The sequence below is a fragment of the Streptomyces sp. SAJ15 genome, assembly GCF_007595705.1.
Taxonomy (GTDB): Bacteria; Actinomycetota; Actinomycetes; order Streptomycetales; family Streptomycetaceae; genus Streptomyces.
Genome location: NZ_NISY01000021.1, coordinates 35,784 through 61,003 on the forward strand (window position 1 = coordinate 35,784; position 25,220 = coordinate 61,003).

Below are 25,220 nucleotides of genomic sequence, written 5' to 3' on the forward strand. Positions count from 1 at the left end.
GCAGGATCAGCCCCCGTGTTCGCGGTTCGTCTCCCGCACACCCTTGAGATAGTCGGCCAGGGTGGCGATGGCGGCAGGGTTGCGGGGGCTCTCCACCAGGTCGACGTAGTCGAGGACGAATATCCGGTCGTTCCTGACCGCCGACACGTTCCGCAGCGGCGGGTAGCTCTTGAGGAACTTCCTCTTCTGCTCGGCGGTGGTGTCGCCGTAGTCGTTGATCACGATGACCTCGGGGTCCCGCTCGACCACGCTCTCCCAGCCGACCGTGGTCCAGGAGTCCTCGAGGTCCTTCATGACGTGGTCGCCGCCGGCCTTGGTGATGATGTCGTGCGGCCCAGCGTAGCGGCCGGAGGTGAACGGCTTGTCCTCGCCGGCGTCGTACAGGAAGACGGTGGGACGGTCGCCCGCCGCCGGAAGGTCCGCCTGGGCGTCGGCGACCTGCTTCCTGAACTTCGCGATCAGCGCGGTGGCCCGGTCCTCCACATGGAAGACCTTCCCGAGGTTGTCCAGGTCGGTGTAGAGCGCCTCCAGCGGTGACATCACGCCGCGCGCCTTGCCGTCGCCGCCGTTGCGGCAGGACTCGGTGAGGACGTAGGAGTCGACGCCGACCTTCTTCAGGGCCGCGGGGGTGAAGCCGTTGCCCTCGCCGAAGCCGTAGTTCCAACCGGCGAAGACCATGTCGGCCCCGGCGTCCAGGACCAGCTCCCGGTTGATCTCCTTGTCGGAGAGCCGCTCGACCCTGTCGTAGCCGCCCTTCCAGGGGATGTCCTCCAGGTCGCCCCGGTCGTCCCCCATCACATAGCCGGCCATGTGGTCCTCCAGGCCGAGCGCGAACATGATCTCGGTGATGCCGACGTCGTTGGTGACCACCCGCTCGGGGACCCGGTCGTAGGTGACCTTCCTGCCGCAGTTCTCGACGGTGACCGGGCGGTCCTTCGCGGAGTCCGCCGCGGACGGCTTGTCGTCCGCCACATCGGCGCCGCACCCGGTCAGGGCGAGCGCGAGGGCGAGCGTCAGGGCGGCGGGCAGGGCGTGGCTGCGCAAGGTCATGGGGTCCTCGTCTGGGGGCGCGGAGGGGCGGTGGGCACGGGCGGGGGGCGGACTCGGCGGGGCGGGGTGGTCAGCCCGCGGGCAGCCGGTCGAAGAGCAGCTGCACGGCCCCGGACTCCGGGTGCGGCACGCGGTGCGCGCGCACCCCGAAGACCTCGGCGAGCAGCTCGGGCGTGAGCACGTCGTGCGGGGCGCCTGAGGCGACGATCCGGCCCCGCGCGATGACGTACAGCAGGTCGCAGTGGACGGCGGCCAGGTTGAGGTCGTGCAGGGCGGTGAGCACGGTCAGCCGGCTGTCCCGCACCAGCGCCAGCACCTCCAGCTGCTGGGCGATGTCCAGGTGGTTGGTCGGCTCGTCCAGCACCAGCACCCGCGGCTGCTGGGCGAGCGCGCGGGCGATCAGCACCCGCTGCCGCTCGCCGCCGGAGAGGGTGAGGAAGCCGCGGCCGGCCAGGTGGTCGGCGGCGACCCGACGCAGCGCTGCGGCGCACGCCTCCCGGTCGGCGGCGGTGGTCCGGCCGGCGCCGCTCTGGTGCGGCAGCCGGCCCATGGCGACCACCTCGGCCACGGTGAAGTCGAACTCGCTGCTCGACTCCTGCGGCAGCGCGGCCAGCCGCCGGGCGCTCTCCCGGGGGCTCATCGCCCACAGGTCCTCCCCGTCCAGCCGCACCGTCCCGGCGGCCGGCCGCAGCGCCCGGTAGACGCAGCGCAGCAGGGTGGACTTGCCGCTCCCGTTCGGCCCGACCAGTCCCACCAGCTGCCCGCTGCCGGCCCGCAGCGCCACGTCCCGGACGAGTCGCGCTCCGGCGATCTCGACGCCGAGCCCGTCGATGTCGACCCGCATCAGGCACCTCCATGGGGGCGGGGGATGGCGGGGGAGGGGCCCGGCCGAAGGGTGGCGGGCGCCGCCCGGCGGGCGACCCCGGGCGCGGCGGGCCGGGCGCTGGCGGAGGGCGTGGCGAGGCGCATCACGCACCTCCGAAGGTGTAGCCCCGGCGGCGCATCAGCAGCACGAAGCACGGCACGCCCAGGACGGCGGTGATGACCCCGAGCGGGAGCTCGACCGGGGCCAGCAGCACCCGGGAGAGGATGTCGACCCACACCAGCAGCACCGCGCCGAGCAGCGGGGCCACGGCCAGCAGCCGGCGGTGGTCGGCGCCGACCAGCATCCGGGCGATGTGCGGGACCATCAGCCCGACGAACCCGATCGCTCCGCTGACGGCCACCACGGCCCCGGTGACGGCGGCGGTCACCAGGAACAGCTCGGCGCGCAGCCGGCGGCCGTCCACCCCCAGCGCCGCCGCCGTCTCGTCGCCCATGGCCAGCGCGTTGAGCCGGCGGGCGGAGTAGCCCAGATGGGCCAGTCCGGCCAGCACGGCGACGGCGGCGATCGGCACCGAGGCCCAACTGGCGCCGCTCAGGCTGCCCATCAGCCACATCAGCGCGGAGCGGGCCGCCTCTCCGCGGTTGGCCGTGAAGACCATGAGGGTGGTGATGGCCGAGAAGCCGTAGTACATGGCGGAGCCGGTGAGCACCAGCCGCAGCGGGGTCAGCCCGTGCGGCGAGCGGGCCACCGCGTACACCAGCGCCATCGCGGCCAGCGCGGAGACGAAGGACGAGGCGGAGAGCGCCCAGAGGCCGAGCCCCGAGAAGGCCCCGAACAGCAGCACCGCGTTGGCTCCGACGGCGGCCCCGGAGGAGATGCCCAGCACGAACGGGTCGGCGAGCGCGTTGCGGACCATGGCCTGCACGGCCACCCCGATGGCCGCGAGCCCGGCCCCGACCACGGCGGCCAGCACCGCCCGCGGGAAGCGCAGCTCCCAGACGATCGTGTACGCGGCCACCTCGTCCCGCCCGATGGTGGCCCCGGTCAGCCCGGCGCGCAGATGACGCAGCACCTCGGCCCAGGACAGCCCCGCCGCGCCCAGTCCCACGCCGCAGACGAGGGAGGCCAGCAGAGCGAGGGAGAGGCCGGCCACGAGGGGCGGTAACGGCAGCCGCCGCGCCGGTGCGCCGTCGGCGCCCTCGCCCGCCACCGGCGCTTCCGTCGTCATCGGGCTCGGGCTGATGCTCGGAGGTGTCACCGCGGCGCCGTCGCTTTCCGCTCGGGCCGCGTCCCGTACGTGCCGAGGAGCGGTCCGGGTGCGCTGTCCTCGCGTACGGCGCGCCGGCGTCGTTCCCCTCGCAGTCCACGGCGAGTTGTCAGGAGCAACGCCACCACGGGTGATCGGGCTCGCGGCGCCCACGGGGGGTGCCGCCTACCGTTGCGGGTCAGCGCCGGACTCGGACCGGACTTCCCCCGTGGTGGCGGTGGGTGGATCGGTGGTGCGTCAGCGGAAGAAGGCGATGCCGTCGTCCGGCAGGTCGCCGAGGTTGCGGGCCATCTCCGCGACCTCCTCGGGGGTGACGACCTTCTTCAGGTGCGCCGACATGTACGGCCGCAGCGGCACCTCGGGGGTGGCCTTCTCGCCCACCCACATCAGGTCGCTCTTGACGTAGCCGTACAGCCGCTTGCCGCCGGAGTACGGGCCGGAGGCCGCGGTGCGCGCGACGGCGTCGGTGACCAGGTCGATCTGCGGCTTCTTGTCCGCCAGCTCGCCGTACCAGACCTCGACCACGCCCTGGTCGCGGATCATCACGATCTCGACCTTGCGTTCCTTGTCGATGCGCCAGTACCCGGACTCGGTCTCCAGCGGGCGGACCTTGTTGCCCTCGGCGTCGAGCGCCCAGCTGTGCGAGACGTACTCCAGGAAGTCCCGGCCGTCGTGGGTGAAGGTCACCTCCTGGCCGAAGTTGCACTTCTCGGAGCCGGGGAAGTCGGCGACGCCGACGCCCTGCCAGTTGCCGAGGAGGAAGGCGAGGGGCACGAGGTCCGGGTGGAGGTCGGACGGAATCTCGATCATGAACTCAGGCGATCTGTGAGTCGGGGTGGGCGGCGGGCTGCGGCGGGATCAGCGCTGGCCCTGGTAGAGCTTCTTCCAGGTCAGGCCGACGAAGCCGAGCGTGGCCACGGCGACCAGGACCATCAGGGCGGTGAAGACTGCCTCAAGCACGAGCGTGCTCCTCGGGGGATGAGGTGTTACGGACCGTGCCCAAGTCTAGTCGGCACCGGTCTCGCGACACCGTGAGGTGCGCCCCGTCGGCGCGCGCCCCGCGCGCACTACAGTGCGGATATGGCGAAGAAGCTGGTGATCAAGGTGACGGCGGGGGCCGACGCGCCCGAGCGGTGCTCCCAGGCGTTCACGGTGGCGGCGGTCGCCGTGGCCAGTGGCGTCGAGGTCTCGCTCTGGCTGACCGGGGAGTCCTCGTGGTTCGCGCTGCCGGGGCGGGCGGCGGAGTTCGAGCTGCCGCACGCGGCGCCGCTGCCGGACCTGATCGACGGGATCCTGGCGGGCGGCGGCAAGATCACGCTCTGTACGCAGTGCGCGGCCCGGCGCGGCATCGAGGAGAAGGACCTCATCGAGGGCGCGCGGATCGCCGGGGCGCAGGTCTTCGTCAGCGAGATCATGCCGGACGGGGTGCGGTCGCTCGTCTACTGACGGCGGCCGGTCCGCGGTCGCTCGTGCGCTGACGGCGGCCGGGCCGCGGTCGTTCCGCGCCGTGGTCCACGCGGGTGGCTCAGCCGCCGGCTCACGCGGGTGGCTCAGCGCGGCTCACGGCGGTCCAGCTCGCGCCACCACTCGTCCGACTGCCGGTCCCCGGTCTCGTCCCACCACCGGTCGTCCGGCCCCCTGCGGTTGGCCACGATCGCGGCCAGCGGCGGGATGACCATGGCCACCACGCACATGCCGACGGCGACCGGGACCGACCACAGCCGTACCACGGCCCAGGCCGTGATGAAGAGCGTCAGACACGCGCCCATCATGAAGAAGTAGGCGCGCCGCCGTCGCGCGTACATGCCTTCAGCGTACGACCGCGAGCGCGTTCTGTAACGCTCCGCGGCGGCTACGTCCCCTGGTCGGCGTCCTCCCGGGGCCGGCCGGACTCCTCCTGGGGCGGGCTGGCGTCCTCCTGGAGATAGGCGGCGATCAGGGCCAGGTCGTTGGCGATGTCCAGCACGCCGGAGATGTCGGCGGTCGGCGTGGCGGCGCCGTTCACCCCCGCGTAGAAGACGTCGTAGTGGCCGTCGCCGGTCTCCAGGTAGCCGGCGATGGTCTCGGCGCCGACCGCCAGCCGGTCGTTCAGCGCGTCGTAGCCGGCGACCGTGCCCGTCTTGGCGAAGACCTTGCCGCGGGCGGGGCAGTCGCGGCAGGAGTCGGCGAGGGTGCCGTCGACGCCGAGGATCGGCAGCGCCTCCCGGAAGCGGGTGGCCTCGTCCGTACGGAGCCAGTACTCCAGCAACTGCGCCTCGGCCAGCGGGGTGGCCCGGTCCACCGGGTTGCCGCCCCGGCCGTCCAACAGCTGGATCTGGGTCGGGTCCACGCCCGCCCCCTCCAGGAAGCGGGCCAGCACCGGGAAGCCGGCCATGCAGTCGTGGCTGCCGGTGCTCACCGCCATCAGGCAGATCGCCAGGTTGGCGCCCAGGTTGTGGCTGACCTTGAGGATCAGCTTGGCGTACTCGGCGTACGGCGGCGAGGTGTACGCGGCCACACGCGGATCGCCCTGGTAGTCGGCGGGCAGCCGGTCGGCCGGGTTGGGGCCGACCGCGTCCGCCGTCACCGTCACTCCGGCCCGGCCCAACGCCTCGATCAGCGCGGTGCGGCCGAAGGCCGCCGGGTCGGCGATCTCGGAGATCCGCAGCACCGGGTCGGAGTCGGCGGCGATGGTGCCGGAGAGCCGGATCCGGGTGCCGTCCTCGGAGGCGGTCACGGTGATGTTCGTGGGCTCGCCGGCCGCGACCGTACGGACCGAGGAGGTGACCTGGTACGGGGCGACCCGCGGCCGCCAGTCCAGCCGGGCCGGGTCGCCGGGGCTCGCCCCGGGCGTGGTCAGCAGGTCGATGACGTTGTCGTTGATGATCAGCGGGGTGGGGACCGGGTCGAACACCGGCTCCCGTTCGAAGAGCCGGTCATCGATGATCACATCGCCCTCGACGCGGGTGATGCCGGCGTCCCGCACCTGCCGCGCGATCTCGTCGAGGCCCGCCAGCGGGTTCTCCGGGGTGAGCGTGGCGCCGGGGACGTCGTTGGCGTACGTGTGGTCGACGTCGGTGAAGGCGACGGTGCCGTCCGGGCGGGTCCGCCCGCCCATCGTGAGGTCCCCCTGGGCGACCAGGTCCAGGTCGCCCTCCAGGGTGGAGCCGCGCCGGGTGCCGACGGCGTGCACCGGGGTGACGAAGCGGTGGTCGCCGCCGAGGGTGTGCCAGGCCCCGGAGACGCTGAAGAGCTTGGCCGTGGAGCCCGGGAGGAAGAAGCGGTCGGCGAGCTCGGAGTGGAGCACCTCGCCGGTCTCCGGGCGCTTCTGGTAGAGCCCCCACAGGGCGTGCCGGTACGCGGGCTTCCGCATGATCTCGGTGATCCGCGGGTCGAGGGGGCGCACCGCGGGGGCCTCGACCGAGGTCGGGGTCGAGGTCGAGGTCGAGGTTGGGGTTGGGCCCTGGATGGGAACCCCGGCCTGGAGCTGGGCCGCGGCCTGGGCTACGCCCGGCGTCAGGGCCGTGAACAGCAGGGCGCAGCACGCGGTGAGGAGTCGGCACCGCCGGGACCTGGGTCTTCTCACTGTTGGCACGGTCACCAACGTAAGGAAAAGTGACCCGGGTCACATGGAGGCGTGCCGATCATATGGCTGACGCGTCATGGCTGACGGGTCATGGCTGACGGGTCATGGCTGACAGGTCATGGCTGACGGGGGGACGCCTCCGGCCCGGCTCGCCCGTCCCGGCGTGTCCGAACGACGGCATGCCGAGGGCCGCACCCCGCTGCGAGCTGTCCAACCCCAGGGGTGCGGCCCTCGTGTCCGTCGAGCCGGGACCAGACTCAGACGGCGATCGCGACCTCCGCCAGGCCGCCCTGCTGGGCGACGACGGTGCGGTCCGCCGTGGCGCCCGGGACCAGTGCACGCACGGTCCAGGTGCCCTCGGCGGCGTAGAAGCGGAACTGTCCGGTCGCGGAGGTGGGGACCTCCGCGGTGAACTCGCCGGTGCTGTCCAGGAGGCGGACGTAACCGGCCACGGGCTCGCCGTCGCGGGTCACCGATCCCTGGATCGTGGTCTCACCGGGCTTGATGGTCGAGGCGTCGGGGCCGCCTGCCTGTGCTCCACACATGTGACGTTCCTTTGGTTCGCTGTTCTCGCGAGGGAGGGGGGAGGGGGGAGGGGGGAGGGGGAGGAGGGAGGGGAGCGATCAGGCGTTGGCGCCGAGCTCGATCGGCACGCCGACCAGGGAGCCGTACTCGGTCCAGGAGCCGTCGTAGTTCTTGACGTTGGTCTGGCCGAGCAGCTCGTGCAGTACGAACCAGGTGTGCGCGGAGCGCTCGCCGATGCGGCAGTAGGCGATGGTGTCCTTCGACAGGTCGACGCCCTCGCCCTCGTAGAGGGCCTTGAGCTGCTCGTCGGACTTGAAGGTGCCGTCGTCGTTGGCCGACTTGGACCACGGGATGTTGCGGGCGGTGGGCACGTGGCCCGGGCGCTGCGACTGCTCCTGCGGCAGGTGGGCCGGGGCCAGCAGCTTGCCGGAGAACTCGTCGGGGGAGCGCACGTCGACCAGGTTCAGCGAGCCGATCGCCGCCACCACGTCGTCGCGGAAGGCGCGGATGGAGGAGTCCTGGGGCTGGGCCGTGTACTCGGTCGCCGCCCGCTCGGGGACCTCGGCGACCAGGTCGCGGGAGTCCAGCTCCCACTTCTTGCGGCCGCCGTCGAGAAGCCTGACGTCCTGGTGCCCGTAGAGCTTGAAGTACCAATAGGCGTACGCCGCGAACCAGTTGTTGTTGCCGCCGTAGAGGACGACCGTGTCGTCGTTGGCGATGCCCTTGGCGGACAGCAGCTTCTCGAAGCCGGCCTGGTCCACGAAGTCGCGGCGCACCGGGTCCTGGAGGTCCTTCTTCCAGTCGATGCGGATGGCGTTCTTGATGTGGTTCTTGTCGTAGGCCGAGGTGTCCTCGTCGACCTCCACGATGACCGTCTTCGGGTCGTCGATGCGGTCCTGGACCCAGTCGGCGTCCACCAGGACGTCACTGCGGCTCATGTTCTCTCCTCCGGGGCAGTTGCGGCGGTACGGGCGGTACGGTCCCTGCGAGCGGGCCTTGCGGTACGGGCCTTGTGCGGGCCCTGCGGTACGGGCCTTGCGGTACGCGACGGTATGGCGACGGCGGCGATTCGGCCGCGCGCCCTGCGCGAGCGATATGCGGGGAGGCCCTGAACGGGCGAGGGGGCGGCGGGTGCGGCGTGAAGCGCACAGCCCCGTCAGACGGTGCGACAGAGCATGGCGGCGACACGGCACAGATCGACTGCCCGCCGCTTCGTGAGATCCGCCTGTCGCTTCATAGGGCCGATCGTAGGGACGGATCGGCGGGCATGTCACCGGTGTGTCAAATGGTGAGATGCGATCGTCCGCTCTGCGGGATCGTCGTGCGTGCGGGGGTGGCGGGCCGGCTGTGCCGGCCTCGGAGCGCGTGAGCCGTGGTGCCGGGCCGGGGGCTCCAGGGCGGAGGTCCGGGACCGCATATTTACGGGCGACGACCCCGTGCCGCGGCGGCGCCCCCTCTTTGCCCACAAATATGCGACAGCGTCCCGGACTTCTCCGCCCCTGCGCCCCCGGCCGCTCCCGCCGTCCCCCGACCGCGGGAGTGTGTCCGGATTTTGAGAACGGATTTCCGAGGGGTGGTCTGCGCCGGGGGGGAGAGAGGGGGCTGCGCCTAACCGGCCAGGTTGACGTCGGTGCCCGTCACCGTGATGTCCATGCCGTCCGGGGTGATCTTCGCGTCGCTGAGCTTCAGGCCCGCGGGCATGTCGTTGATCGTGCGCTCCCAGTCGGTGCGCTTGCGGACCTTCTCCTCCCAGCCGGGCAGGCTGCTGCCGGGGATCTTGTCGGCCCGCACCCGGATGGTGTTGCCGTCCGCGACGGCGATGGTGCCGCGCGCGCTGACGTTCAGGCCCAGCAGGGAGCCGGTGATCTTGACCTGGTTTCGGTCCGCCGCGCTCTTCCCGGCGTAGGAGACCTTGATGCCCGGGCCGGCGGCCGCGGACAGGTCCGCGTAGCTGATGTGCGCCTTGCCGGAGGCGCGGTCCGCGGTGGCGGAGGAGAAGTCGCTGGAGACCCGCACCTGGTGCAGGGTCGCGGACAGCTCGGTCACCTTGACCTGCCGCCCGTCGCTGGTGCTGGAGGTCATGCCGTCCAGGCTCACCTCGACCTCGTCCAGCTCCTTGCCGGCGACCTGGGTGAGGAAGGGGAAGCCCTTGATGGAGACCTCGGGGGTGATGTCCAGGCCCTGCTTGGACTTGATCTTCTCGGCGGCCTCGGACTCGGCGAAGTCCACGGCGAGACGGTCGGCGGCCGTGAAGAGGCCGCCGAGGACCACCAGGACGACCGCGGTGATCTTCAGTCCGCGGCCGCGTTTGCGCCGCCGGGGCGGGGCGGGGGGCGCCGGCGGTGGGCCGGCCGGGGCCGGTGCCCCGGGCCGGCCGTCCGCCGCATAGGTCATCTCCGCGTCCGCCATGTCGTCCCCCAAGATCTCGATCAGGCCGTTCCGTGGCTGTCGAGCCTAACGGGAACACCTAAGCGATAGCGCGACCGATGAAGTAGACGGCGGGCGCGGCGGCGGCCAGCGGCAGCGCGACACCGGCCGTCATATGGACGAAGCGCGACGGGTAGTCGTAGGCCGCCACACGCAGCCCGATCAGCGCGCAGACCCCGGCGGCCAGCGCCAGCGCGGCGGCCCCGGTGGCGCCGGTGTCGGTCAGCTGCCCGGCGCCCACACCGGCGCCGGCCGCCGCGAGCAGGGCGACGACGACCGAGACGGCCGTCGGCAGCGGCAGCGCGCGGGCGAGTGCCGCCACGGCCACGGCGGCCGCCCCCACGACGACCGCGTCGGAGGACTCGGCGTCCGTGGCCAGATAGCCGCCCGCCAGCACGGCGAGTGCCGTCGAGACGGTGGTGGTGGTGAGGCTGTACATCCGCTCGTCCGGGTTGCTGCGGTTGCGCAGCTGGAGGATCAGCACCAGCAGCAGCCAGACGCCCAGCGTGCCGAGGACCACCGTCGGGGCGTCCGCCCGGTCGGTGGCCAGCAGTCCGACGTCGGCGGCCAGCCCGCCGGCGAAGGCCAGCGCGATGCCCTGTCGCGCGGGCCACATGCCGTTGAGCCGGAACCAGCCGGCCGCGGTGACCGCCTGGAGCAGCGCCACGACCACGGCGACCGCCACCCGGGGCAGCGGCGCGGTGGCGGCCAGCAGTCCGGCGAGCGCGGCGGTCAGCAGCGCCGGCGTCATCCCCGGGTCGATGATCTGCGCGCGCCCCTCGGCGCGGGCCCGCTCGGCCGCGGTCATCGGCTTCGGCGCGGCGGGAGCGGCCGCCGGCTCCGGCGCCGGAAGCGGCGGCTCCGGCACGGCCGTCGGGGCCGGGTGGCCCGGCGCGGCGTACCCGGTGGCGTCGGCGGGCTGCTGCGGGAAGTAGGCGGTGTCCGCCCCCACCGGCGCGGGATACGGCTCCTGGTAGCCGGCGTGGCCCTGCGCGTCCTGCGGATAGGCGTACGGGTCCTGCTGCCCGTAGGGCGCCTGCGGATGGGGGTACGCCTGCTGCTCGCCGTAGCCGTTCCAGTCGGCGGCGGGCTGCTGTCCGTGCGGGTCGTACCCGGCGTAGGAGTCCTGCTGCCCGTACGACTGCTGGGGCTGCCCGTACGGGTACGGCTGCCCGTAGGCGTCATAGCCCCCGTACGGCTGCCGCTGGTCGTAGGCGTGCTGTGGATCGTGTGGCTGATTGCTCATCGCTCGGGGTCATCCTCCTGCGAACGGCGGGAGCACCTCGACCGTGCCGCCCTCGGCCAATGGGACCGTCGTGTGGTCGCGCGTGCCGACGGGGGCCCCGTCGACCAGGAACGAACAGCGCTGGAGCACCCGGGCGAAGTCCGGTCGCTCGCTGTGCGCCCGCCGGGCCGCGTCGAGGGCCTCGGCGAGGGTGCCCGCCGCGTATGCCTCCTCGGCGGTGCCGGCCGCCGCCTTCGCGGCCGCCCAGTAGCGGATCGTGCCGGCGGGCACGGGCGGCCCGGCCGGATGCCCGGCCCTGTCCCCGGTCGCCATCGCGACCCCCTTTCGCGTCCGTCCGCCCGGCGCGCCGCGGCGGTTAACGCCCTCCATGATGACGGGTGGAACGCCACAGCCAATCCAGGCGCCGGGCCGGTCGCTGTCCGCTTAGGGTTTCGATGTGCTGCTCCGACTCATACGGGCCCATCTCAAGCCCTACATCCGTCCCATCACACTTATCGTCTTTTTACAGCTCGTCGCGACGCTCGCCACGCTGTATCTGCCGACGCTGAACGCGGACATCATCGACGACGGCGTGGTCAAGGGGGATACCGGATACATCCTGCGGCTCGGCGGCGTCATGATCGGCGTGACGCTGGTGCAGGTGGTCTGCTCCATCGGCGGGGTCTACTACGGCGCGCGCACCGCCATGGCGCTCGGCCGTGACATCCGGGCGGCCGTCTTCGACCGGGTGCAGTCCTTCTCCGCCCGCGAACTGGGTCGCTTCGGGGCGCCCTCGTTGATCACCCGCACCACCAACGACGTGCAGCAGGTCCAGATGCTGGTGCTGATGGCGTTCACGCTGATGGTCGCGGCGCCGATCATGTGCGTGGGCGGCATCGCCCTGGCGCTCCAGCAGGATGTGCCGCTCTCCGGGCTGCTGCTGCTGATCGTGCCGGTGCTGGGCCTCATCACCGGGGTCGTCCTGATCCGGATGCGGCCGCTGTTCCGCGGCGTCCAGTCCCGGATCGACACCGTCAACCGGGTGCTGCGCGAGCAGATCACCGGCATCCGGGTGATCCGCGCCTTCGTGCGGGACGACCACGAGCGCCGACGCTTCACGACGGCCAACGAGGGCCTGCTGGACGTCTCGCTGCGGGCCGGCCGGCTGATGGCGCTGATGTTCCCGGCCGTGATGCTGGTGGTGAACCTCTCCAGCGTGGCCGTGGTCTGGTTCGGCGGACACCGCATCGACGACGGCGAGATGCAGATCGGTGCGCTGACCGCGTTCCTGGCCTATCTGATGCAGATCCTGATGTCCGTGATGATGGCCACCTTCATGTTCATGATGGTGCCCCGCGCGGAGGTGTGCGCGGAACGCGTCCAGGAGGTGCTCACCACCGAGAGCAGCGTGGCGCCGCCGCGCGTCCCGGTAACCGTCCCGGCCGCGCGGCGTCGCGGGCTGCTGGAGCTGACCGGGGTGGAGTTCCGCTACCCGGGCGCCGAGGAGCCGGTGCTGCGGGACGTCTCGCTGATCGCCCGGCCGGGTGAGACCACGGCCGTCATCGGCTCCACCGGCAGTGGCAAGTCCACGCTGCTGGGGCTGGTGCCGCGACTGTTCGACGCCACCGCCGGCCGGGTGCGGGTGGACGGCGTGGACGTCACCGCGCTGGACCCGGTGGTGCTGACCGAGACCGTCGGCCTGGTCCCGCAGAAGCCGTACCTGTTCAGCGGGACGGTCGCCTCGAACCTGCGCTACGGGAACCCCGACGCGACGGACGAGGAGCTGTGGCGGGCGCTGGAGGTGGCCCAGGCACGGGAGTTCGTCGAGCAACTGCCGGAGGGGCTCGCGGCCCCGATCGCCCAGGGCGGCGGCAATGTCTCCGGCGGTCAGCGGCAGCGGCTGGCGATCGCCCGGGCGCTGGTGCGCCGACCGGCGATCTACCTCTTCGACGACTCCTTCTCGGCGCTCGACTACGCCACCGACGCCCGGCTGCGGCTGGCGCTGGCCGCGGAGACGAGCGAGGCCACGGTCGTCATCGTCGCCCAGCGGGTCTCCACCATCCGCAACGCGGACCGCATCGTGGTGCTGGACGAGGGCCGCGTCGTCGGCACCGGCACCCACCCCGAGTTGATGGAGTCCAACCCCACCTACCGGGAGATCGTGCTCTCCCAGCTCACCGAGCGGGAGGCCGCATGAGCACGTCGACGACCAAGGGCGGGCAGCCCGGCGGCTCGACGCCGCGCCGGGGGCCCGCGCCGGCCTCCGGCATGGCGCGCTTCATGGGCGGTCAGCCCACGGAGCGCTCGATGGACTTCCGGGGCTCCGGCCGCCGGCTGCTGGCGACCATGCGCCCCGAGCGGGGCATCTCCATGGTCGCGCTGGCGCTGGGCGTGGTGAGCATCGCGCTGACCGTCCTCGGCCCGAAGATCCTCGGCCACGCCACCGACCTGATCTTCGCGGGCATCGTCGGTCGCTCGCTGCCCGAGGGGGTCAGCAAGGCGGAGGCGGTGCGGCGGCTGCGGGACAGCGGCGAGGGCACGCTGGCCGACATGGTCGCCTCCATGCCCGTCGTCCCCGGCCAGGGCATCGACTTCGACGCGGTCGGGGTGGTGCTGGGCTGGGTGGTGCTGATCTACCTCGGCGCCTCGGTGTTCGGCCTGGTGCAGGCCCGTATCTACACCGTCGTGGTGCAGCGTGCCGTCTTCCGGCTGCGCGAGCAGGTGGAGGAGAAGCTGTCCCGGCTGCCGCTGTCGTACTTCGACAAGCAGCCGCGCGGCGAGGTGCTCTCGCGGGCGACCAACGACATCGACAACATCCAGCAGACCCTGCAGCAGACGCTCAGCCAGGCCGTCGCCTCGCTGCTGACCATCGTCGGCGTGCTGGCGATGATGTTCTGGATCTCGCCGCTGCTGGCGCTGGTGGCCCTGGTGACGGTGCCGCTGTCGGTGGTGGTGGCGGCCCGCGTCGGCAAGCGGGCGCAGCCCCAGTTCGTGGCGCAGTGGAAGACCACCGGCACGCTCAACGCCCACGTCGAGGAGATGTACACCGGCCACGCGCTGGTGAAGGTCTTCGGACGCCAGCAGGAGTCGGCCCAGATCTTCCGCGAGCAGAACGAGAAGCTGTACGAGGCCGGCTTCAAGGCCCAGTTCATATCCGGGATCATCCAGCCCGCGATGATGTTCATCGGCAACCTGAACTATGTGCTGGTGGCGGTGGTCGGCGGGCTGCGGGTGGCCAGCGGCTCGCTGTCGATCGGCGACGTCCAGGCGTTCGTCCAGTACTCGCGCCAGTTCAGCCAGCCGCTCACCCAGGTGGCCAGCATGGCCAACCTGATCCAGTCCGGCGTCGCCTCCGCCGAGCGGGTCTTCGAGCTGTTGGACGCCGAGGAGCAGCGCCCGGACGCGGTCGGCGCGCCCCGGCCGGAGCGGGTCACCGGACGCGTCTCGTTCGAGAAGGTCTCCTTCCGCTACCAGCCGGAGAAGCCGCTGATCGAGGACCTGTCGCTGGCGGTCCACCCCGGGCAGACGGTCGCCATCGTCGGTCCCACCGGCGCCGGCAAGACCACCCTGGTCAATCTGCTGATGCGGTTCTACGAGGTCAGCGGGGGGCGGATCACCCTGGACGGGGTGGACATCGCCGCCATGTCGCGCGAGGAGCTGCGCTCCCACATCGGGATGGTGCTCCAGGACACCTGGCTGTTCGGCGGCACCATCGCCGAGAACATCGCCTACGGGGCGGAGGGCGCCGGCATGGACGAGATCGTCCGGGCGGCCAAGGCCACACACGTGGACCGGTTCGTACGGACGCTCCCGGACGGCTACGACACCGTGCTGGACGACGAGGGGTCCAACCTCAGCGTCGGCGAGAAGCAGCTGATCACCATCGCCCGGGCGTTCCTGGCCGAGCCGGCCATCCTCATCCTGGACGAGGCCACCAGCTCGGTCGACACCCGCACCGAGGTGCTGATCCAGCACGCCATGGCCTCGCTGCGCACCGGCCGCACCAGCTTCGTCATCGCCCACCGGCTCTCCACCATCCGCGACGCCGACGTCATCCTCGTGATGGAGTCGGGCCGCATCGTGGAGCAGGGCTCCCATGAGGAGCTGGTCGCCGCGGGCGGGGCGTACGCCCGGCTGTACGAGGCGCAGTTCGCGGAGCCGTTGGCGGAGTGAGCCCGGCGCCGGGGTCCGGGGGCTCTGCCCGGACCCCGGCGGCCGCCCCGCTCAGCCCAGCGCGCGGTCGAGGTTGAAGGCCGCGCTGATGAGGGCGAGATGGGTGAACGCCTGCGGGAAGTTGCCCTGCTGTTCGCCGGTGCGGCCGATCTCCTCCGCGTAGAGCCCCAGGTGGTTGGCGTAGGTGAGCATCTTCTCGAAGGCCAGCCGGGCCTCGTCCAGCCGTCCGGCCCGGGTCAGCGCCTCCACGTACCAGAACGAGCAGATCGAGAAGGTGCCCTCCTCGCCGCGCAGGCCGTCCGGGCTGGCCTCCGGGTCGTAGCGGTAGACCAGCGAGTCGGAGACCAGGTCCTTGCCGAGGGTGTCCAGGGTGGAGAGCCACTTGGGGTCGGTGGGGGAGACGAACTTCGCCAGCGGCATCATCAGGACCGAGGCGTCCAGCACCGTGGAGTCGTCCAGGGTCTGGGTGAACGCGCCGCGCTCGGCGGACCAGCCGCGCGCCATGATCTGCCGGTAGATCTCGTCCCGGACCCCGCCCCAGTAGGTCAGGTCCGCGGGGAGCCCGCGGTGTCGGGCCATCCGGACGGCCCGCTCGATGGCCACCCAGCACATCAGCCGGGAGTAGAGGAAGTTCTTGCGGCCGCCGCGGGTCTCCCACACCCCCTCGTCGGGCTGGTCCCAGTGTGCGCAGACCCAGTCGACCAGCGCGCTGACGGTGTCCCAGTCGTCGCTGGAGACGGGCTGACCCCACTTGTCGTACAGGTACAGGGAGTCGATGAGCGCCCCGTAGATGTCCAGTTGGAGCTGGTCGGCGGCGCCGTTGCCGACCCGCACCGGGCGGGAGCCGAGATGGCCCGCCAGGTGGTTCAGGGTGCGTTCGGGGAGGTCGCGGCGGCCGTCGATGCCGTACATGATCTGGAGCGGACCGGTGGAGTCGTCCTGCTCGAAGTGGATCCGCTCGCGGAGGAAGCGCATGAACGCCTCGGCCTCGCGGGTGAAGCCGAGCCGCAGCAGCGCGTAGACGCAGAACGCGGCGTCCCGCACCCAGACGTAGCGGTAGTCCCAGTTCCGCTCGCCGCCGGGCTGCTCGGGCAGGCTGGTGGTGGGTGCCGCCACCATGGCGCCGGTCGGCGCGTAGCTGAGCAGCTTCAGGGTCAACGCGGAGCGGTGCACCATCTCCCGCCACCGGCCGCGGTAGCGGGACGCCGCCAGCCAGCCGCGCCAGTAGCGCACGGTCGCGTCGAACTGGCGTTGCGCCTCGGTCAGCGCGCACTCCCGGTGGGTGAGGTGGGAGGTGCCGCCGACCCGGTCCAGCGCGAAGACCGCCTGCTCCCCCTCGTGCAGCTTGAACGTGGCCCACACGTCCTGGCCCTGCGGCTCCAGCGGGACGCTCGCGTTCAGGTCCAGGGTCAGCGAGGGCGACTCGAAGAGGGCGTCGTTGTAGCGGGCGCGCACCGTGTGCGGTTCGGCGCCGTAGCCGAACCGCGGCGCGATCCGGGCCTGGAACGGCAGCGACCCACGGACGCAGAGCACCCGCCGGATCAGCCGGTGCCGGTCGGCCTCCCGCGAGTCGTCCGTGACCGGCATGAAGTCCTGCACCTCGCCCACCCCGTCCTCCGCGAAGAACCGGGTGATCAGCACATTGGTGTCGGGGAAGTAGAACTGCTTGGTCCGGGTGGGGATGTCCGGCGCCAGCTCGAACCGGCCGCCCCGCTCCGCGTCGAGGATCCCGCCGAAGACGCTGGGCGCGTCGAAGCGGGGACAGCAGTACCAGTCGATGGTGCCGTCCGTCGCGACCAGCGCGGCGCTGCGCAGGTCGCCGATGAGGCCGTGGTCCGCGATGGGGAGAGACCGGGCAGAGGTCATGATCCGCCTCCAAGCCGCGTCTGCGCTCATTCCAGGCTAGCCGCGGCGGGGCGGTGCCGCCGGGGCCGTTCCGGGCGTACGCGGCGGCTCGGGCGTATGGGTCGTCTCGGGCTCACCCGGCGGGGTCGGGCGTACGTGTCGGCTCGGGTGTGCGCAGTGGCCTCGGTCGGGGGACGGCGGCCGGTCGGGGACGGCGGTCTCGGTCGGGGGCGGTGGCCGGTCGGGGACGGCGGCCTCAGTCGGGGGCTGCGGCCGTCCGCACGGCCCATGTCGCGATCCGGTCCAGCAACGCGGCGTCGGCGGCGGCCTCGGCGTGGCCGAAGCCGGGTTCGAGCCACAGCTCGGCCCCTCCCGGCGCGGCCGCCGCGGCGAGCATGCGGGGGTGGTCGAGCGGGAAGTAGGCGTCGCGGTCGCCGTGCACGATGAGCAGCGGGGTGGGCGCGATGAGCGGGACCGCCGCGACGGGGGACAGCGGCACCGGGTCCCAGCGCCGGGCGGCGACGCGGGTGCCCAGCCCGTACCGAGAGACCATCCGGCCGGCCGGGCCGGATACCACCCAGTGCAGCCGCCGCATAGGCGCGGTGCCGCGGTAGAACCAGCGGGACGGGGCGCTCACGGCGACCACCGCGTCGGAGTGCGCGTCCGTGCGCCCCTCGTGCTCCGCCCCGTGCCCCAGGTCGCGCGCCGGCCCGGGGGCCGGCCGTGCGCCCCCGGTTCCGTCTCCGGGCCTGTGCAGCGCGGCGTGTCGGAGGACCACCGAGCCGCCCATCGAGAAGCCGACCGTGGCCACCCGTCGGTGGCCCAACCGCCGGGCCCAGCGGACCGCCGCCGCCAGGTCCAGGACCTCCAGATCGCCGATGGTGGAGCGCCCGCCGGACCGGCCGTGCCCCCGGAAGGAGAACGTGATCACGGCCGCACGCTGGCCGAACGTCTCCGCCGCGCGGCGCAGCGCGGGGCGCTCCAGGGCCCCGGTGAAGCCGTGCGCGACGACGATGACCGGCTCGGCGGCCGGGTCGCCGGCCGTCCCGGGCGCCGTCGCGCGCGGCGCGTACGCCGCCTCGATCGGGACCCCGTCGGCCGTCAACAGGGTGACGCGCCGGGGGACGGAGGTGTTCCGCCGAGTGACCGGGGGAACACGGCGGCGTTCCGTTCCGGCCTCTGCTCCAGGTGCCATGTGGGCTATTCTGCTGGGAAGAGGACTCGGGCAACGCAGCCCCCGGGTCCTTTTGTGCTTTCAGGCGCGTTTCGCGCGTTTGAGCGCACACGTGCTCCAGGGCGCGGAGCGCGAGCGTACGAAGCAGTGCCGCATAGCCTCGCAGGGACCGAGGAAGGAACTGACGTGATGGGTGAGCCAGGCGTGCAGGACCGGATGAGCGTGCAGTACCGTGCGACCGCGACCGGGGAGGGTGGCGGCCGATGAGCTCGCTCCTGCTCCTGACCAACGCACTGCAACCCTCCACCGAGGTGCTCCCCGCGCTCGGTCTGCTCCTGCACAGCGTGCGGGTCGCGCCGGCGGAGGGCCCGGCGCTGGTGGACACCCCCGGCGCCGATGTGATCCTCATCGACGGCCGCCGCGATCTTCCCCAGGTGCGCAGCCTGTGCCAGCTGCTGCGCTCCACCGGCCCCGGCTGCCCGCTGATGCTGGTGGTCACCGAGGGCGGCCTGGCCGCGGTCACCGCCGACTGGGGCATCGACGACGTGCTGCTGGACACCGCGGGCCCGGCCGAGGTCGAGGCCCGGCTGCGGCTGGCCATGGGCCGCCAGCAGATCGGCTCCGACGACTCCCCGATGGAGATCCGCACCGGCGATCTCTCGGTGGACGAGGCGACCTACAGCGCCAAGCTCAAGGGCCGGGTGCTGGACCTCACCTTCAAGGAGTTCGAGCTGCTGAAGTACCTGGCACAGCACCCCGGGCGGGTCTTCACCCGTGCCCAGCTGCTCCAGGAGGTCTGGGGCTACGACTACTTCGGCGGCACCCGGACGGTGGACGTGCACGTACGGCGGCTGCGCGCCAAGCTCGGCCCCGAGCACGAGTCGCTGATCGGGACCGTGCGGAACGTCGGCTATCGCTTCGTGATCCCGGAGAAGGCCGAACGGGTCGCCGAGGAGGCCAAGGCCCAGGCCGCGACGAGGGGCGGCGCGGCCCGGAGCGAGGCGGAGTCGGACCGGTCGGCCGAGCGGGGTGCGAGCGCCGCCGTCGGACGCACGGCCAAGCCGTAGCTGGACCCGCGTAGACTGCGCCCGTGGCCAAGGTGACGCGGGACGATGTGGCAAGGCTGGCGGGGACCTCGACCGCTGTCGTCAGCTACGTCATCAACAATGGACCGAGGCCGGTCGCCCCGGCCACGCGGGAGCGTGTGCTCGCCGCGATCAAGGAGCTGGGGTACCGGCCGGACCGGGTGGCGCAGGCGATGGCCAGCCGCCGGACCGACCTCATAGGACTGATCGTCCCCGACGCCCGGCAGCCGTTCTTCGCCGAGATGGCGCACGCCGTGGAACGGGCGGCCGCCGAGCGCGGGAAGATGGTGCTCGTCGGCAACTCCGACTACCTCGACGAGCGCGAGGTGCACTACCTACGCGCCTTCCTGGGCATGCGGGTCTCCGGGCTGATCCTGATCAGCCAGGGCCCCAGCGAGCACGCCGCCGCCGAGATCGACGCCTGGGACGCGCGCGTGGTGCTGCTGCACCGCCGTCCCGAGGCGATCGAGGACGTCGCGGTGGTCACGGACGACGTGGGCGGCGCCCACCTGGCCACCCGCCACCTGCTGGAGCACGGCCATCCGTACGTCGCCTGCCTCGGCGGTCTGGAGACCACGCCGACCGTCGGCGACCCGGTCACCGACCACGTCGAGGGCTGGCGGCGGGCCATGCGGGAGGCCGGGCAGCCGCTGGAGGGACGCCTCTTCGAGGCCCCGTACAACCGCTACGACGCCTACAAGGTCGCGCTGGAGCTGCTCTCCGGCCCGGACCGGCCGCCGGCGATCGTCTGCGCCACCGACGACCAGGCGATCGGCGTGCTGCGCGCCGCGCGGGAGCTGCGGCTCGACGTGCCCGGGGACCTGGCCGTCGCCGGCTTCGACGACGTGAAGGAGGCGGCGCTCACCGACCCGCCGCTGACCACGGTCGCCTCCGACCGAGAGGCGATGGCGCGGGCCGCGGTCGACCTGGTGCTCGACGACGGGCTGCGGGTGACCGGCTCGCGGCGGGAGCGGCTGAAGCAGTTCCCGTCCGCCCTGGTGGTGCGGCGCTCCTGCGGCTGTAGCTGACGCCGGCCGGGCGCGGGCCGCGTGGCGGTCCGGCGGCGCGGCCCTCCGGCGCCTGTGTTCGGCCGCGGGTCCGGGGCCGGCGGGTCGGGGTCAGCCCGTGCCGCGTCCTCGGCCGAAGTCCAGGTGGCGGCCGCTCAGCTCGGCCCGGATGCCGTCCCGTTCCACGGTGACATGGCGCAGCCGCAGCTCGTCGGCCTGCTCGGGCAGCCGGAAGGAGAGCGCGAGCTGCTTCGACAGCTCCGGCGGCCGGAGTCGGGTCAGGGCGGTGGCCACGTCCGGGTCGATGCCGAGCCGGCGCAGCAGCCAGGGGTGGTCGGCAAGGGTGTCCACCAGGTTGACGCCGGTCAGCCGCTTGACGAACCGGGGCGAGCCGGTGATCTCGTGCAGCCGGGCGTCGCTGTGCTGCGCCTCCCGCGCGGCGCCGTCCGGCACGCCCAGCCGCCGGGCCAGCGCGGGCACCGACAGCATGGCCTTCGCCTTGCTCGCGTCGCGGCCGATCCGCTCGGCGGCCGGTCGGTGCAGGAACAGCCCGGCGGGCCGGTCGGGCCGGTAGGTGGCGACGCCGGGGAGGTCCAGGCGTACGCCGCTGACGTCGGTGGAGATGCCCCGGGTGCCCTCGCGTCGGATCCTGGCCTCGGCCCGCAGCTGGAACTCCTGCCCCGCCACCGGGAGTTTCCCGGAGGCACGCACCCGGTCGTGTCCGAGTTCGCTGAACCGGACCTGTGAGGCCCCGAGTTCGCGGTTGAGGTCGTCGAAGGAGAGGAGCACCTCCCCCTTCAAACTACCCACGACGGCACCGTCGATGGCGTCGGGCAGCGAGCCGGTGAGCCGGATGTCGCGGGCGCTGGCCCGCACGGTCGCCAGGGACACCCGGTTCGCCGCGACGTCCGGAACGGCGATGTCCACCTGTTCCAGCCGCTGGTCCAACACCTGGGTGAGAAAGGGGAAGCCGCGGATCGTCACCTCCGGCGCGGTGGCCAGCCCGAGCTGCTGCTGGACCCGCTGCGCCGCCTGCCGCTCCGCGTACATCACGGCGCAGCGGTCGGCGAGCACGAGGATCAGCGTGCCGGCGGCCAGCCCGATGACCAGCTTGAGCAGCAGGGGCAGGGCGCGCAGGGCGGCGCGGACGGTCCCGAACGGGCGTCGGCGTCGACGCCGCCTGACCCGCCGGTGGTCCGGCGGCGACCAGGAGTCGCCCTCCTCATCGTCGGCCTTGAGCCCGAGCCCCAGCGGGTCGTCGGGGTCGTACGGGTCGGCCAACTCGGCGAGTTCGTCGTACGGGTTGCGGGGGCGCTGTTCCGAGTCGAAGGCGTACGAGGGTGAAGAAGGCATGCGTGTGGGGGATCGCATCGGTCCATCCCACCACGGGCTCCCGCGCCGCACGCAAGCCGAACCGGTGGTACGTGGCGTAGCCCACGCCGGAATCCGCGCGGCGCGGGCGGAGTGCGCGCCTCCGGTGTGCGGAGTGTGTGGCTCCGGTGTGCGGGCCCTGATGGTGGCCACCACGATCGGCGGCGCGGTCCTCGCCGCGCCGGCCAGCGCCGACGACGTCCACGGCCGGTGCACCGGCGACGGCGTGCGCATCCGCGCCGCCGCCAGCGCCTCCAGCGGGGTGCTCGGTCTCTGCTACCGGGACCACCGGCTGGCGCACCGCGACGTCTCCGCCGACGGCCAGTGGGACAAGGTCCACGACGGGGACACCGGTGTGTCCGGCTGGATCGCGCACGGCTACTGGCGCTGGTAGCGGGCATTCCGCGATGCCGGCTCTGCCCACCGGCCGGCCGGGGTGGCCTGTCGGCCGGTGCGGGTGTCCCGGGTGGCCTGTCGGCCGGTGCGGGTGTCCCGGTGGTCGGTCCGGGCGTCCCGGCGGCCGGCCCCCGTATCCCGGTGGCCGGTGCGGGTGGCCCGGCGGCCGGCCCCCGTGTCCCGGCCGGATGGCCCACCCGTTGTAGGCCGTCGGGCGGAAATCGCCCCCGCCGTGGGGAGGTCCGCTTCCGGCCTCACGTCCGTGGGGGGTGCCCCCGCTTACCGTCGCGACATGATGATCAGACAGAGGCTGGTCGTCGCGGTCGCGTTCCTCGTGTGTCTGGGCGCCGTCCCCATGGCCGCGCACGCGTATCCACCGGCCGCGATGGACCACGGCTGGCAGTCCGTGGGGGAGCAGGGCGCCACCCACGGGATCAGCGGGGTCGCGGTGGTCGGGCACGATCGGGAGGCCACCGAGGCGCTCCTGGTGCGGGACAACAGACAGCCGGGCGAGGGGCGGGTGGCGACGGTGCGGCTGCGGCCCGGCGCCGACCCCGAGGTCCGGGAGCTGCACTGGAAGGGCACGCCCCCGGGCGACCTGGAGGCGCTGGACGCGGTGCCGGGACGGCCGCACCACTACATCGCGCTGGCCGGCGGCGGCACCGGCTACCACCTGCGGGTGGTGCGGGACACCCTCGCGGTGCTGGGCTCCTTCACCGTCCCCGGTGTGGAGCGGGGCGACGACTACCAGGGCTTCGCGCTCTTCCCGCACGGGGAGCGGCTGGTGGCCGTGTGGGCCGACCGGGGCGACGACACGCGCCCGGCGACGGTGCGCGCCGCCACCTTCGATCCGGGCCGGCTGGCCCTCGGCACCCCCACCGCGGTGGCCTGGCGGGTTCCCCTGCCGGCCGCGGACGTGCGGCACGCCAGCGACCTCAAGGTCTCGCCGTCCGGCGCGCTGATGGTGGTCTCGACGTCGGGCCCCGGCGAGGAGGGGCCGTTCGACTCGGTCGTCCACGACGCCGGACGGCTCTCCGTCGACGGTGCCGGAACCGTCTCGCTGACGATGCGCACGGCCCCCGTGGAGCTCGGCCGCTTCCCCGGACACAAGGTCGAGGCGCTCGGCTGTCTGCCCCGGACCGGGGAGGCGAGCCAGGCCGGACAGCTCGGGCAGGCGCTGTTGGGCGCCGACGACGAGCGGGCCGGCGGGGCGCTGCGGTTCGCCGGGGTCTGTCTGCAGTGAGTGCGGGGAGGACGGCCGGCGGCCGGGCGGCGACCCGCCATCGCGGGGCGCCGCCGTCCGGACCGCCGGCCGGTGGTTCGGGTGCTACTCGACGACCGTGATCCGGTCCGCCGCCGGCGGCGCCAGCGGGGACTGGGCGGAGGAGTGGGCGCCCAGGTAGGTGTTGAGGGCTTCCAGGTCGGCCAGGCCGACCACCTTGTTCCCGCCCTCCTTGAAGACCGGGAAGCCGTCGCCGCCGCCCGCGAGGAACTGGTTCAGCGCGACGCGGTAGGTCTTGGCCGGGTCGATCGGCTCACCGTTCAACTTCACCGAGCCGGTCACGATCCGGTCCGCGCCGGACTTCGTCATGTCCAGGGTGTAGGTGAAGCCCTTGGAGACCTGGAGGATCTTCGGGGCCTCCGCGTTGGGGCCGCTGACCTGCTGGCGCAGCGCGGTCAGCAGCTGATCACCGGTCAGGTCGATGACGTTCATCATGTTGGCGAAGGGCTGCACGGTGAAGGACTCGCCGTAGGTGACCACGCCGTCGCCCTCGCTCCCCGCCGCCTTGTAGACGAGGTCGGAGCGGATGCCGCCGGGGTTCATCAGGGCGAGCTGGGCGCCGCCCTTGTCGGCCGGGGCGAGCGCCTCCAGCTGGGCGTCGGTGATCAGGTCGCCCAGCGGGGTCTCCAGGGTGGTCGCGCCGCGGCCCGGGATGTCGGCGGAGATGTAGCCCATCGGCCGGCCGGCGATGGGCGCGGCCAGCGCGTTCCAGCGCTTGATGAGCGAGGTCATGTCGGGGGCCTTGGGCTGCTCCCGGTGCACCACGTGGTTGGCGGACTTCACCCGGGTGCGGACGATGTCGCCGGTGCGGCGGTCGTAGGTGAGCGTGGTCTCCGTGTAGAGCTTCCCGAAGGACGCCGCGGAGGTGACGGTGCGCGGGGTGCCGGACGGGTCCGGGATGGTGCACGCGTACGCCTGGTGGGTGTGGCCGGTGACCAGCGCGTCGACCTTCGGCGTCACGTTCTTGGCGATGTCGACGATGGGGCCGGAGACGCCGGCGCCGCCGCTCGGGCTGTCGCAGTCGTAGTTGTACGCGCCGGAGGCGGGCATGCCGCCCTCGTGGATGAGCGCGACGATCGACTTCACGCCCTGGCGCTGGAGCACCTTGGCGTACTTGTTGATCGTCTCCACCTCGTCGCGGAACTTCAGGCCCTTGATGCCCTCGGCGGTCACCACGTCCGGGGTGCCCTCCAGCGTGACCCCGATGAAGCCGATCTTCACGCCGTTGCGCTTCCAGACGGTGTACGGCTGGAGGACGGGCTTGCCGGTCTTCTCGGAGACGACGTTGGCGCCGAGGTAGGGGAAGTCGGCGCCGCGGAAGGTCTTGCCCTTCTCGTAGCAGCCCTCCGTGGGGTGGCAGCCGCCGTCCCGCATCCGCTTGAGCTCGGCGAGGCCCTCGTCGAACTCGTGGTTGCCGACCGACGTCACGTCCAGGTCGAGCTTGTTGAGCGCCTCGACGGTCGGCTCGTCGTGGAAGAGCCCGGACAGCATCGGGCTGCCGCCGATCATGTCGCCGCCGGCGGCGGTGACGGAGTACGGGTGACCCTTGCGGGCGTTGCGCAGCGCGGTGGCGAGGTACTCCACGCCGCCCGCCGGGATCGCCTTGGTGGTGCCGTCCGGCAGCCGCTCGGTGACGGTGCCGGAGGAGCCCTGCGGCGGCTCGAGGTTGCCGTGCAGGTCGTTGAAGGACAGCAGCTGCACGTCGACGGTGCGGCCGTGGTGGTCGCCCCCGTGCCCGGCGGGCCCGTGTGACGTGGTGTCGGTCCCCTGCGCCCCCGCGGGTATCGCGGCCGTCAGCACACCGGCCGTGCCCGCGAGCACGGCCACCGCCGCCGTCAACCGGCGCCGCGTCCCGCGCCGTTGTCCCTGAGATCTCATTGCCGGCATGTGGTCCCCTTTTGATGTGCTCTGGTCGAACGGCCGCAGCATACGGTCAACGCGCGTAGCAGGGCAGGGGGGCCGGGGTTACGACCTGGTTGCGCCCTGTCGGCGCGGGCTCCGC

The 25,220-nt window shown here is 72.7% G+C and carries 22 protein-coding genes, 1 pseudogene and 1 riboswitch; of the genes and pseudogenes, 7 read left to right on the forward strand and 16 right to left on the reverse strand.

All coding sequences use genetic code 11. The features are described 5' to 3' along the window. Positions 1 to 6: 6 nt before the first annotated feature. The 4 genes from CD790_RS32230 to CD790_RS32245 form a co-directional block, all read right to left on the reverse strand. Positions 7 to 1,050 (reverse strand): ABC transporter substrate-binding protein, encoded by a 1,044-nt coding sequence (locus CD790_RS32230; RefSeq protein ID WP_186319365.1) that lies wholly within the window; start codon positions 1,048 to 1,050, stop codon positions 7 to 9. Between the two features lie 70 nt (positions 1,051 to 1,120). After that, entirely contained in the window at positions 1,121 to 1,894 is a 774-nt protein-coding gene (locus CD790_RS32235) for an ABC transporter ATP-binding protein (RefSeq protein WP_186319367.1), read from the reverse strand. A 124-nt stretch (positions 1,895 to 2,018) separates the two neighbouring features. Beyond that, entirely contained in the window at positions 2,019 to 3,104 is a 1,086-nt protein-coding gene (locus CD790_RS32240; protein WP_144386934.1) for an iron ABC transporter permease, read from the reverse strand. 146 nt (positions 3,105 to 3,250) lie between these two features. Further along, positions 3,251 to 3,393, reverse strand: a riboswitch (cobalamin riboswitch). Then, positions 3,381 to 3,953, reverse strand: coding sequence for an FABP family protein (locus tag CD790_RS32245; RefSeq protein WP_144386935.1), 573 nt, complete (start codon positions 3,951 to 3,953; stop codon positions 3,381 to 3,383). (Overlaps the previous riboswitch by 13 nt.) 270 nt (positions 3,954 to 4,223) lie before the next feature. On the opposite strand from CD790_RS32245, the gene CD790_RS32255 reads away from it, so the two are divergent. Further along, positions 4,224 to 4,589, forward strand: coding sequence for a DsrE family protein (locus CD790_RS32255; RefSeq protein ID WP_144386937.1), 366 nt, complete (start codon positions 4,224 to 4,226; stop codon positions 4,587 to 4,589). Between the two features lie 104 nt (positions 4,590 to 4,693). Here the strand turns inward: CD790_RS32255 and CD790_RS32260 are convergent. The 8 genes and pseudogenes from CD790_RS32260 to CD790_RS32290 form a co-directional block, all read right to left on the reverse strand. Next, positions 4,694 to 4,960 (reverse strand): annotated as a pseudogene (locus CD790_RS32260) (DUF3099 domain-containing protein); the annotation flags it as partial. 35 nt (positions 4,961 to 4,995) lie between these two features. Continuing rightward, the gene (gene dacB / locus CD790_RS32265; protein ID WP_260868051.1) at positions 4,996 to 6,708 is read right to left on the reverse strand and encodes a D-alanyl-D-alanine carboxypeptidase/D-alanyl-D-alanine-endopeptidase; all 1,713 of its coding nucleotides are present in this window, start codon (positions 6,706 to 6,708) and stop codon (positions 4,996 to 4,998) included. Between the two features lie 257 nt (positions 6,709 to 6,965). After that, positions 6,966 to 7,253: a DUF1416 domain-containing protein gene (locus tag CD790_RS32270; RefSeq protein WP_144386939.1), complete on the reverse strand. Its 288-nt coding sequence runs from the start codon at positions 7,251 to 7,253 to the stop codon at positions 6,966 to 6,968. Between the two features lie 78 nt (positions 7,254 to 7,331). Further along, entirely contained in the window at positions 7,332 to 8,171 is an 840-nt protein-coding gene (locus CD790_RS32275; RefSeq protein WP_144386940.1) for a sulfurtransferase, read from the reverse strand. A gap of 218 nt (positions 8,172 to 8,389) precedes the next feature. Next, on the reverse strand, positions 8,390 to 8,470 hold the full coding sequence (locus CD790_RS37050; protein ID WP_350203226.1) for a putative leader peptide: 81 nt from the start codon (positions 8,468 to 8,470) through the stop codon (positions 8,390 to 8,392). Between the two features lie 371 nt (positions 8,471 to 8,841). Then, the gene (locus CD790_RS32280; RefSeq protein ID WP_260868052.1) at positions 8,842 to 9,654 is read right to left on the reverse strand and encodes a DUF2993 domain-containing protein; all 813 of its coding nucleotides are present in this window, start codon (positions 9,652 to 9,654) and stop codon (positions 8,842 to 8,844) included. A 46-nt stretch (positions 9,655 to 9,700) separates the two neighbouring features. After that, on the reverse strand, positions 9,701 to 10,906 hold the full coding sequence (locus CD790_RS32285; protein WP_144386941.1) for a hypothetical protein: 1,206 nt from the start codon (positions 10,904 to 10,906) through the stop codon (positions 9,701 to 9,703). A 9-nt stretch (positions 10,907 to 10,915) separates the two neighbouring features. After that, the gene (locus CD790_RS32290; RefSeq protein WP_144386987.1) at positions 10,916 to 11,176 is read right to left on the reverse strand and encodes a MoaD/ThiS family protein; all 261 of its coding nucleotides are present in this window, start codon (positions 11,174 to 11,176) and stop codon (positions 10,916 to 10,918) included. 166 nt (positions 11,177 to 11,342) lie between these two features. Here CD790_RS32290 and CD790_RS32295 point away from each other — a divergent pair, with 166 nt between their 5' ends. Further along, positions 11,343 to 13,082 carry an ABC transporter ATP-binding protein gene (locus CD790_RS32295; RefSeq protein ID WP_144386942.1) on the forward strand — a complete coding sequence of 580 codons (1,740 nt, stop codon included), beginning with the start codon at positions 11,343 to 11,345 and terminating at the stop codon, positions 13,080 to 13,082. Next, positions 13,079 to 15,058, forward strand: a complete 1,980-nt coding sequence (locus CD790_RS32300; RefSeq protein WP_144386943.1) for an ABC transporter ATP-binding protein — start codon at positions 13,079 to 13,081, stop codon at positions 15,056 to 15,058. The genes CD790_RS32295 and CD790_RS32300 overlap by 4 nt, the downstream gene beginning before the upstream one ends. A gap of 51 nt (positions 15,059 to 15,109) precedes the next feature. Here the strand turns inward: CD790_RS32300 and CD790_RS32305 are convergent, their stop codons facing one another. After that, positions 15,110 to 16,924: a glycoside hydrolase family 15 protein gene (locus CD790_RS32305; RefSeq protein WP_144386944.1), complete on the reverse strand. Its 1,815-nt coding sequence runs from the start codon at positions 16,922 to 16,924 to the stop codon at positions 15,110 to 15,112. Positions 16,925 to 17,159: 235 nt separating this feature from the next. Next, entirely contained in the window at positions 17,160 to 18,098 is a 939-nt protein-coding gene (locus tag CD790_RS32310; RefSeq protein ID WP_144386945.1) for an alpha/beta hydrolase, read from the reverse strand. A gap of 242 nt (positions 18,099 to 18,340) precedes the next feature. Between CD790_RS32310 and CD790_RS32315 the strand changes: the two genes are divergently transcribed. Next, entirely contained in the window at positions 18,341 to 19,144 is an 804-nt protein-coding gene (locus CD790_RS32315; protein WP_144386946.1) for a response regulator transcription factor, read from the forward strand. A gap of 23 nt (positions 19,145 to 19,167) precedes the next feature. Then, the gene (locus CD790_RS32320) at positions 19,168 to 20,190 is read left to right on the forward strand and encodes a LacI family DNA-binding transcriptional regulator (protein WP_144386947.1); all 1,023 of its coding nucleotides are present in this window, start codon (positions 19,168 to 19,170) and stop codon (positions 20,188 to 20,190) included. A gap of 90 nt (positions 20,191 to 20,280) precedes the next feature. Here CD790_RS32320 and CD790_RS32325 read toward each other — a convergent pair whose 3' ends face one another. Further along, the gene (locus CD790_RS32325) at positions 20,281 to 21,522 is read right to left on the reverse strand and encodes a DUF2993 domain-containing protein (protein ID WP_260868053.1); all 1,242 of its coding nucleotides are present in this window, start codon (positions 21,520 to 21,522) and stop codon (positions 20,281 to 20,283) included. Positions 21,523 to 21,682: 160 nt separating this feature from the next. Between CD790_RS32325 and CD790_RS32330 the strand changes: the two genes are divergently transcribed. Next, on the forward strand, positions 21,683 to 21,934 hold the full coding sequence (locus CD790_RS32330; protein WP_186319369.1) for a hypothetical protein: 252 nt from the start codon (positions 21,683 to 21,685) through the stop codon (positions 21,932 to 21,934). A gap of 294 nt (positions 21,935 to 22,228) precedes the next feature. Continuing rightward, positions 22,229 to 23,179 carry a hypothetical protein gene (locus CD790_RS32335; protein WP_144386950.1) on the forward strand — a complete coding sequence of 317 codons (951 nt, stop codon included), beginning with the start codon at positions 22,229 to 22,231 and terminating at the stop codon, positions 23,177 to 23,179. A gap of 84 nt (positions 23,180 to 23,263) precedes the next feature. On the opposite strand, the gene CD790_RS32340 is transcribed toward CD790_RS32335, so the two are convergent. Continuing rightward, the gene (locus CD790_RS32340) at positions 23,264 to 25,096 is read right to left on the reverse strand and encodes a bifunctional UDP-sugar hydrolase/5'-nucleotidase (RefSeq protein ID WP_144386951.1); all 1,833 of its coding nucleotides are present in this window, start codon (positions 25,094 to 25,096) and stop codon (positions 23,264 to 23,266) included. Positions 25,097 to 25,220: the final 124 nt, after the last annotated feature.

Coding starts and splice junctions, on each gene's coding strand:
- CD790_RS32330 (WP_186319369.1), top strand. CDS start 21,683: ATGGTGGCCACCACGATCGGCGGCGCGGTCCTCGCCGCGCCGGCCAGC.
- CD790_RS32340 (WP_144386951.1), bottom strand. CDS start 25,096: ATGAGATCTCAGGGACAACGGCGCGGGACGCGGCGCCGGTTGACGGCG.
- CD790_RS37050 (WP_350203226.1), bottom strand. CDS start 8,470: ATGAAGCGACAGGCGGATCTCACGAAGCGGCGGGCAGTCGATCTGTGC.
- CD790_RS32240 (WP_144386934.1), bottom strand. CDS start 3,104: ATGACGACGGAAGCGCCGGTGGCGGGCGAGGGCGCCGACGGCGCACCG.
- CD790_RS32245 (WP_144386935.1), bottom strand. CDS start 3,953: ATGATCGAGATTCCGTCCGACCTCCACCCGGACCTCGTGCCCCTCGCC.
- CD790_RS32305 (WP_144386944.1), bottom strand. CDS start 16,924: ATGACCTCTGCCCGGTCTCTCCCCATCGCGGACCACGGCCTCATCGGC.
- CD790_RS32275 (WP_144386940.1), bottom strand. CDS start 8,171: ATGAGCCGCAGTGACGTCCTGGTGGACGCCGACTGGGTCCAGGACCGC.
- CD790_RS32310 (WP_144386945.1), bottom strand. CDS start 18,098: ATGGCACCTGGAGCAGAGGCCGGAACGGAACGCCGCCGTGTTCCCCCG.
- CD790_RS32325 (WP_260868053.1), bottom strand. CDS start 21,522: ATGCCTTCTTCACCCTCGTACGCCTTCGACTCGGAACAGCGCCCCCGC.
- CD790_RS32315 (WP_144386946.1), top strand. CDS start 18,341: ATGAGCTCGCTCCTGCTCCTGACCAACGCACTGCAACCCTCCACCGAG.
- CD790_RS32255 (WP_144386937.1), top strand. CDS start 4,224: ATGGCGAAGAAGCTGGTGATCAAGGTGACGGCGGGGGCCGACGCGCCC.
- CD790_RS32230 (WP_186319365.1), bottom strand. CDS start 1,050: ATGACCTTGCGCAGCCACGCCCTGCCCGCCGCCCTGACGCTCGCCCTC.
- CD790_RS32300 (WP_144386943.1), top strand. CDS start 13,079: ATGAGCACGTCGACGACCAAGGGCGGGCAGCCCGGCGGCTCGACGCCG.
- CD790_RS32335 (WP_144386950.1), top strand. CDS start 22,229: ATGATGATCAGACAGAGGCTGGTCGTCGCGGTCGCGTTCCTCGTGTGT.
- CD790_RS32270 (WP_144386939.1), bottom strand. CDS start 7,253: ATGTGTGGAGCACAGGCAGGCGGCCCCGACGCCTCGACCATCAAGCCC.
- CD790_RS32285 (WP_144386941.1), bottom strand. CDS start 10,906: ATGAGCAATCAGCCACACGATCCACAGCACGCCTACGACCAGCGGCAG.
- CD790_RS32235 (WP_186319367.1), bottom strand. CDS start 1,894: ATGCGGGTCGACATCGACGGGCTCGGCGTCGAGATCGCCGGAGCGCGA.